We start from the raw sequence: 7,385 nt of genomic DNA, 5'->3' as shown, positions 1-7,385 counted from the left end.
TTATCTCCTAAAGAATATTTGAAAAAAATTTCATAATAGACAAGATAAATGTGTCCACATTATTGACATAAGTACAACATGAAGAAGGTTTTGTTTATATAGATATAAAAGATGAAAATGGACAGAATTGGTATGAAGCCCAAAAGGAATTTCAAAAAGAAACATTTAAAATACTTTATTATTCAGATAATAAAATAGTTATTGGCTATAATAAAGATGTCAGTATGTTAGCACCTTTTGAAAATACAAGTGTAATTGAAGTAAAGGAAATGCCAGAATTTGAAGTTTTGAATGATTTATTTGTATTAGAGAAAGATTTTAAATTGGTTAAGTTAAATAGATTTGAAAAAATAGTAGATAATGAAGTGATTGAAGATATAGAATTGAAGAATGAATTTTATAAAAAGAAACAACTAGGATTGCAAAGAACATTTTTAAAATTGAAATCAGAAGAAAAAGAATTTTTGCAACTAGGATTTAATACAGTAGAAACAGTAAAAGAAATAGAAAATACTTTCAAAGAATTAAAAGAAATAGATTTAATCTTAAAAAATCTAGAAAAAAATAAATCTTAGGAGGAACTATGAACTTCATAAAAAACATAATATCATTCTACACGCAAAACACGCTACTAAACACAGTAATATTAATAGCAGCAGCAATCCTGTGTTGGGTTTTGTGGACATACAGAAAGCTGAAAGTAATGGCTTTGGCAGCAAGTATAAAAGCAGAATTGAAAACTTACCTGAAAGGGGAGCAAAAATTAAATTTTGCTTTGGAATGGTTAATGAAACAGGAGTTTTTCAAAAATACCATATTAAAATTTATACCTGCAAAAATAGTAAAATGGGTTATAAATACAGTATTTAACACAAATAGAGAAACTATAGAAGCAAAATAACCAAAATTTATAAGGTGGTATAATGGATCTTACTAAATTGGTAGATTACGGTATAATGGGAATAGTTCTGACCTATTTTATCTGGAAAGATATAAAAACTTTTGAAACATTCAGGGAATCGATGAGAGAAATAGTAGATGAACTGAAAGAACTAAACTTAAGAATTGATAAGCTTGAAAAAAATGATAAAGGGCCTGAGTAATTCAGGCTCCTTTTTAGTTTATATAATATTGTGAGGGAAATTTTATAATATATTTTTCAATATTATAAAAATATAAAATTGACAAAATAAGTACTCTATATTAGAATATTAAAATAAGGAGGCATAAATGTCAAAAGAATATGTTTATTCGGATTATACCTACAATAGTAAGAATCCATTAGTGAGATTTTCACATAGAAAAAGATTTTCAACTGCATTAAATTTAATTTCAAAAGAAAAATTTGAAAATCTTTTGGATTATGGTGCTGGAGACGGACATTTTTTAAATGAATTATCAAACGTAAAACCTAATGTGGAGTTGGCTGGTTTTGAACCTATTATGCATAACACTGATTCAGAAAAAATAAAATTTCATTTAAATTTATCAGATATTAAAAATCAAAAATATGATGTAATTACTTGTTTTGAAGTCTTAGAACATTTTAATTTGAATGGCCAAGATGAAATTTTGGGAAATATACATAATTTATTAAATAAAAATGGAACAGTTGTTATCTCTGTTCCAATAGAGATTTATTTTCCAAGTTTAATAAAGAATGTTATCAGAATAAAATACACCAAATTAGATTTTAAGTATATAAAAAATATACTGAAAGCAGCATTTGCCAGAGATATTCCGGAAATACGAAATGAAGATGGATATATATCAACTCATTTAGGATTTAATCATAAAAAACTGGAGGGATTATTTAAAAAACACTTTAAAATAGTGGGAAAAATAAAATCTCCTTTGAAATGGCTGCCAATATCAGCAAATTCACAAGTTTTTTATAAATTAGAAAAGAAAAATAAATAAGTGTAAATTTTATTAGTTTAAAGGAAGTATTATAAATAAAAGGAGAAATATAAATGATATCTTACAGAAAAGCAGAAAAATCAGATATAAGCGAACTAGTAAGAATAAGAAGTATTTTCCTTGAGGAATATGACGGGGAAAATCACTTGAAAAATAAGGATAACGTAAATAAAGAAGTAGAAAAATATCTGCATGAATTCATGGAAACAGAAACTTTCACAGGCTTTGTAGCTGAAAAAGATAACAAAATAGTGGGGACAAGCGCCATAGCTTTTTATGATATACTTCCGGCTGTACACTATCTGAACGGCAAACTCGGCTATATATCCAATGTCTTTGTTTTTCCGGAATACAGAAAACAGGGAATTGCGAAAAAACTGTTTGAATTGGTTGTAAATGAAGGTTTGGCAAGAAATTGCTCCAAGCTCACACTTCATGCTAGCAAAGACGGAGAGCCTGTATATGAGAAATTCGGTTTTATCAAAACTGCCACTGAGATGGAGTATATAAATGAGAAATTTTACGATAAGTAAAAAGGTTCAGAATAATATTCTGAAACTAAAATTAATAAGAACACTGTTATCAGAACTTTATATCAGTAGAACACTATTATAGGGTGTTCTGCTGATATAAAAAAATTAAATTGTTTGTTTACCTTTAAAAATCAATGAGATTTTTTTATTAGAGAAAGTCATTATAATGCTCCATATAATAACTAAAATAAGATAAAATATAAAATATCCGCTATCTAATTTCGGGAAAAATTTTGAAAATCCATTTTGGACAGGAATATGAAAAATATAAATAGAATAACTAATACTTCCTAAAAAAATAAATAACTTATTATCAAGAACTTTACTGAAAAAACCAGTATCATTACTTAGAAATATAATAAGAGGAATAAAAGTAGCTGTAATATAGTTTCCAATATAAGGCAATCCAGCTGGAATATTATTCATAAAATATGTTAAGAAAATAATATAAATTATTGCTAAATATGAGTATACTTTTCTTTTTTTTAGTTTCATAGAAATTCTGCATAATGACATTCCCGTCATAAAACTTCCAAGATGTACAAGTGGAAAGTAGTTAAATAACTGATGCATTATTCCGTTATTTATTAATGGTAAAAACAATATATGAATATAATAACCGTATATTAATATAATTATTGAAAATATTATCATTGTTTTTTCGCTTTTTTTATATAGTTTCAGAAGAATTGGAAATAATAAATATAAAAATGTTAAAGCAGATAAATACCAAGCTGCTGCATTATAATCAAGAGCTTTTGGAAATATCCAGTCCTGTAATAAAAATAAATGAATTATCATTTTTTCTTTTCCTTTAAATCCGGTAAAAATACAAATCATTAATAAACTGATAAAATATAACGGATACAATTTAACAAGTCTTGAAGTATAGAATTTTTTTATATTAAATTTCTCATTATTATAAAAACTATAAGTCAGGATAAATCCTGATAAAAGTAAATAAAAATAAACCCATGCCGGACCATTTTGCAAAATTATGGGTAATCTGCCAAAAAAAGTTGTTTCTCTTGCTGTATGAAACATTAAAACAACAACTGCTCCAATAAAACGAAATATTTCAAATTGATTTAATCTCTTCATTATTCCTCCTAAGATGATATGCTAAATATAATTATACTAAATTTATTTAAAAGATTAAAGAGGGGAAAAACATAAATATTTTGAAATAACGTAAAAAAGGATAAAATAAAAAATATCTGAATTAAATTATTTAAAACAGATATCTTAGTATTAAAAATATTTTTTATTTACTGTTAAGCTTCCGCCCAATTTCCACGAAACTCATATCCCCCACTTCTTTAACTTCATACTTCCCGTTTTTATAAACTACCTTAGTAACACTGGCATTTTTAAGTCCGGCAGGTACATTAAGCCCGGGATCAAGAGTATTTACAAGAGCAGTTATACTCAGACCATGTGAAACAACCAGCACATTACCGCCGCCTTTTCTGGCAGATTCCTTTGCAATTTCATCAATTCCCTCTTTAAGCCTTTTAGTGATAGTCTCATAATCCTCAGCAGGCCAGTTAACACCTTCAGGATCACGTCCTTTATCTAATGCAGCAACACTATTTGCAAAATCTTTCGGAGAAATTCCTGCTGCCTGCCATTGTTCCAGAGTCTTCCCCTGACTTTTGGCAATATCAGTCCACATTGTATGATTAAGATCCCCTTCATATGTCCCGAAGTTAAACTCTCTCAAACGCCAGTCAGTTTTCAGAGGAATAGACTTCTGTCCTGTTTCTTTTAAAACAATATCAGCTGTCTGGATACTTCTCCCGCTGTCACTGCTGTACGCCGCAGTAAACTTTATTTTCTTCTCTTTTAATCCTGCCCCGAGATACTCGGCTACTTCTATTCCCGCAGGAGTGAGGACGGCGTCAGACCATCCCTGAACTCTGTCAGTAGTATTAAGCATAGTTTTACCATGCCGCACAATGTACAGAACAACTTCGTTGTCCTTAGCGGCTGAGTGTGATATAATACCTGTAACTAAAAATAGAAATAAAATTCCAAAAACTCCAAAAAATCTTTTTTTCATTGAAAAATCTCACCCTTTCTGCATGTATGAATTTTAAAACTGATTAAAACAATTCAAAGTTTAGTATTTTTATTAAAATAAAAAAGCAAAATCGAAAAATACCAAATAAATATTTGATAAACTTCAGATTTTGCCTCTAAAAAAGAGTAACAACTCTAAACTATTTATAAAAGGATACCATAAAAATGAAAAAAGTCAATAAACAGTGAAAATAAAATTCACTCGGAAATTCATTGCAAACATACAAAAAATCTCACAGTCGGCATACTACATATAAAAGATTACTTTTCAAAAACAAACATTCTGCTTAGATATTCACCGTTATATTCTATAAATACAGCGATCTGATTATCAATATATTCAAGTTCATTAAATTTTTTCAATTTATACAGTTCCCTGTAAAAAGTATCCACCTGTGTGAGATAAAACAGATTCAGATTAGCGATAATTTTGAAAAATTCGGTATGAAGATCAGCAAGCGAGGCGTAACGTTCTTCCTCATGAAAAACCAGCTTATGTGTCTCGCTGAATTTTGCCACTCTGTTTTTCAGTCTGTTCTCATAATGGTTATATTTAAGAGCCTCTACTATATAACGATCCATATTGTCTTTTCTGTGCAGAACAGTATAAGTTATATTTTTCTTCACATATTCATATCCCTTTTTAGAGAGTACACTTAATGTGTAATCCCATATCTTATTATATTTTACAAATAAATCCTCATATCCTTTCAGCAGTTCATTAGTCTGTTTACTTAAATTACTTCTTACATTATCAATGATGTAAAATTTTATCCCTACAATTTTACTGTTTAAGTAAGACTTATTCTTTATTTTTTCATACTTTATCTTCAGGGGTGTATACTTTTCAATTTGCGCAATGGATCTTTTCAGGACATTTTTCTCAAAATCATAAAAACGGTCATATGTATTAGACAGCTCAAGGTATTCTTTCAGATATTCCTCAGAAACTTCCAGAGTGTCGTTTATACTTTTGTTATTTATAAGGAACAGGAAAAGCTTTTTTACAATCATGCTGTCGAACTGCAGCAGAATATCAAAATAAAGCTGTTTAAAATCATTTTCTTCAGCAGAAAAAATACTGTAAAATTTTTCGGAAATATCAATGTAGAACTTTTCATCATTGAATTCAAAGGAAGACACAGGATAAATAGAACCTTCAAATGTAAGAAGATTAAATTTTCTGCATTTGTAAATTATTCTTTTTTCTGAAAAACTATTCATGAATTTTTCAAATTCTTCTTTTGTGGTAATTTTCAGCACTTTAAAAAGTATTTCGATTTCAAAGACAAGAGTTTTTTCATTTGGATTTTCAAATTTATTCTTTATTTTTTCTATTAAAAATTCCAGGAAAAATTTCTCTCTTTTATTGATTTTTTTGTGAAAATCAATAAAAATATCGTATTCCTGAAAAAAAAACTGGTTTTTTTGACTGTTTTTCTCCATTTTTTCACCCTATTTCATCAAAATTATCTAAAAAACATGATTTTTTTGCGAATTTATATAAAATTATTTTTCGTTAACATCTATAATCACTTCTATATATAGCATAAAAAAGATAAAAAATCAAAATAATTTTGAATATTGGCGACGAATATGGAAAATTTGACATTCGTGTATTTTGTGGTAACTTATATAGTGAAAAGATTTTTTATCTTATATGTAGAAAAAATGAAACGTTTTTGGGAGGAGGAAAGCAATGGAGCAGAGTTTTTTAGAGGATGTAAGGCAGCATTTGGGGTTATCAGAGGAAGAATTTTCTAAGTATACTGACAATGCCGCAGAAGTAGAAAAAATACTGGAAAGAAATAATGTAGTATTTACTTATGAATTTAAGCTGGTATTTTATTCTCATATTATCAGTTTTTGCCAGAGACTTGAGACAAATGAAAAGTTAAATGTCACTAATTCAGGTTTTGAAGAGGAAATAAGTAAAGATGCTTACAGTATATCTTCAGAAATTATAAAAATGCTGTCGGAAAAATATGAAACAGAAGCAGATGATCTGGAAATAATACTGGCAGCAATTCAAATACAGCTCGCACTGGAATTTCAAAATCAATAAAAAAACAGGAGGAAAATCATGGAAAAGGAAATTGTAGTAGTAATAGGACACCGTCTCGGACAGGGGGATAAAGTAGCTAAAGGCGTGGAAGAAGCAGGAGGAAAGGCAATTGTAATAAAAGGAATGGGTGCCGATACAAAGCTTGGCGATGTAATGAAAGAACACAATGCAGATATAGGAATATCATTTTGCGGAAGCGGCGGAGCAGGAGCAATTATGGCTCAGACAAAATACGGGTATAAGGCAAAGCATCATCTGAGATCTGTGGATGCAGGAGTAACAGCAATAAAAGAAGGATACACAGTATTAGGTTTTGGTTTTCTTGATGTAGAGGAACTTGGAAAAAGAATAATAGAGACATATAAAGAAAAGTATTCAGTATAAAATTACGCAGACTGCGTATAAGGAGAATCAGATGAACGAGATAATGTATCATGAAGAAAAACACTACACAATTAAGGCAAAGGGGAAAAATGAGGAAGAAGTAATAGGAAAAATATTTACAATATTAAAAAAAACTGTTACTTCTGATATTGAGGGAATTGTAATAAAGCTCGAGCCTGTGAATGTATATGAGATAAGTAAAACGGTTGATGAATATACAGAGACTTTTCTGTGGTTTTTTATGCCGAGAAAAAAGCAGGAGATAGAAATAGAGCTGAAAATAGTAGTTAGTGTAAAATATGTAAAAATATAGGAGGTTTTATGTGAGCCTGTGATAAAAAGTCTGTAAATAAAAAAATCTTTTTATGATAAACTAAAAACAGGAGGACTTTATTATGAAA

The 7,385-nt window shown here is 28.8% G+C and carries 11 protein-coding genes; 8 read left to right on the top strand and 3 right to left on the bottom strand.

Going from position 1 to position 7,385, the window contains the following annotated elements:
- Positions 1 to 224: 224 nt before the first annotated feature.
- The 5 genes from NK213_RS18365 to NK213_RS18345 all read left to right on the top strand — a co-directional run bounded on the left by NK213_RS18365 (position 225) and on the right by NK213_RS18345 (position 2,453).
- Positions 225 to 575 carry a hypothetical protein gene (locus NK213_RS18365; RefSeq protein ID WP_253351944.1) on the top strand — a complete coding sequence of 117 codons (351 nt, stop codon included), beginning with the start codon at positions 225 to 227 and terminating at the stop codon, positions 573 to 575.
- Between the two features lie 8 nt (positions 576 to 583).
- Positions 584 to 901: a hypothetical protein gene (locus tag NK213_RS18360; protein WP_253351942.1), complete on the top strand. Its 318-nt coding sequence runs from the start codon at positions 584 to 586 to the stop codon at positions 899 to 901.
- A gap of 22 nt (positions 902 to 923) precedes the next feature.
- Positions 924 to 1,103, top strand: a complete 180-nt coding sequence (locus tag NK213_RS18355) for a hypothetical protein (protein ID WP_253351940.1) — start codon at positions 924 to 926, stop codon at positions 1,101 to 1,103.
- Positions 1,104 to 1,230: 127 nt separating this feature from the next.
- Positions 1,231 to 1,920: a class I SAM-dependent methyltransferase gene (locus NK213_RS18350; protein ID WP_253351938.1), complete on the top strand. Its 690-nt coding sequence runs from the start codon at positions 1,231 to 1,233 to the stop codon at positions 1,918 to 1,920.
- Between the two features lie 53 nt (positions 1,921 to 1,973).
- Entirely contained in the window at positions 1,974 to 2,453 is a 480-nt protein-coding gene (locus NK213_RS18345) for a GNAT family N-acetyltransferase (protein WP_253351936.1), read from the top strand.
- Positions 2,454 to 2,558: 105 nt separating this feature from the next.
- Here NK213_RS18345 and NK213_RS18340 read toward each other — a convergent pair whose 3' ends face one another.
- From NK213_RS18340 to NK213_RS18330, 3 genes are all read right to left on the bottom strand, one after another.
- Positions 2,559 to 3,554 carry an acyltransferase gene (locus NK213_RS18340; RefSeq protein WP_253351934.1) on the bottom strand — a complete coding sequence of 332 codons (996 nt, stop codon included), beginning with the start codon at positions 3,552 to 3,554 and terminating at the stop codon, positions 2,559 to 2,561.
- A 163-nt stretch (positions 3,555 to 3,717) separates the two neighbouring features.
- On the bottom strand, positions 3,718 to 4,515 hold the full coding sequence (locus NK213_RS18335) for a histidine phosphatase family protein (RefSeq protein ID WP_253351932.1): 798 nt from the start codon (positions 4,513 to 4,515) through the stop codon (positions 3,718 to 3,720).
- 281 nt (positions 4,516 to 4,796) lie between these two features.
- Positions 4,797 to 5,981, bottom strand: coding sequence for a replication initiation protein (locus NK213_RS18330; protein WP_253351930.1), 1,185 nt, complete (start codon positions 5,979 to 5,981; stop codon positions 4,797 to 4,799).
- Between the two features lie 253 nt (positions 5,982 to 6,234).
- On the opposite strand from NK213_RS18330, the gene NK213_RS18325 reads away from it, so the two are divergent.
- From NK213_RS18325 to NK213_RS18315, 3 genes are read left to right on the top strand one after another with little or no spacing between them, the layout of a single operon-like run.
- Positions 6,235 to 6,600 (top strand): PRD domain-containing protein, encoded by a 366-nt coding sequence (locus NK213_RS18325; protein WP_253351928.1) that lies wholly within the window; start codon positions 6,235 to 6,237, stop codon positions 6,598 to 6,600.
- A gap of 18 nt (positions 6,601 to 6,618) precedes the next feature.
- A complete protein-coding gene (locus NK213_RS18320; protein ID WP_253351926.1) occupies positions 6,619 to 6,984 on the top strand; it encodes a glycine-rich SFCGS family protein in 366 nt (121 codons plus the stop codon).
- Between the two features lie 31 nt (positions 6,985 to 7,015).
- Positions 7,016 to 7,297, top strand: coding sequence for a DUF4312 family protein (locus tag NK213_RS18315; protein ID WP_253351924.1), 282 nt, complete (start codon positions 7,016 to 7,018; stop codon positions 7,295 to 7,297).
- Positions 7,298 to 7,385 lie beyond the last annotated feature (88 nt).

This window comes from Sebaldella sp. S0638 (assembly GCF_024158605.1).
GTDB lineage: Bacteria > Fusobacteriota > Fusobacteriia > Fusobacteriales > Leptotrichiaceae > Sebaldella.
The sequence above is the reverse complement of the archived record's forward strand: the minus strand, read 5'-3'. Positions and strand labels throughout refer to the sequence as shown.

Coding starts and splice junctions, on each gene's coding strand:
- NK213_RS18365 (WP_253351944.1), top strand. CDS start 225: ATGTTAGCACCTTTTGAAAATACAAGTGTAATTGAAGTAAAGGAAATG.
- NK213_RS18360 (WP_253351942.1), top strand. CDS start 584: ATGAACTTCATAAAAAACATAATATCATTCTACACGCAAAACACGCTA.
- NK213_RS18355 (WP_253351940.1), top strand. CDS start 924: ATGGATCTTACTAAATTGGTAGATTACGGTATAATGGGAATAGTTCTG.
- NK213_RS18350 (WP_253351938.1), top strand. CDS start 1,231: ATGTCAAAAGAATATGTTTATTCGGATTATACCTACAATAGTAAGAAT.
- NK213_RS18345 (WP_253351936.1), top strand. CDS start 1,974: ATGATATCTTACAGAAAAGCAGAAAAATCAGATATAAGCGAACTAGTA.
- NK213_RS18340 (WP_253351934.1), bottom strand. CDS start 3,554: ATGAAGAGATTAAATCAATTTGAAATATTTCGTTTTATTGGAGCAGTT.
- NK213_RS18335 (WP_253351932.1), bottom strand. CDS start 4,515: ATGAAAAAAAGATTTTTTGGAGTTTTTGGAATTTTATTTCTATTTTTA.
- NK213_RS18330 (WP_253351930.1), bottom strand. CDS start 5,981: ATGGAGAAAAACAGTCAAAAAAACCAGTTTTTTTTTCAGGAATACGAT.
- NK213_RS18325 (WP_253351928.1), top strand. CDS start 6,235: ATGGAGCAGAGTTTTTTAGAGGATGTAAGGCAGCATTTGGGGTTATCA.
- NK213_RS18320 (WP_253351926.1), top strand. CDS start 6,619: ATGGAAAAGGAAATTGTAGTAGTAATAGGACACCGTCTCGGACAGGGG.
- NK213_RS18315 (WP_253351924.1), top strand. CDS start 7,016: ATGAACGAGATAATGTATCATGAAGAAAAACACTACACAATTAAGGCA.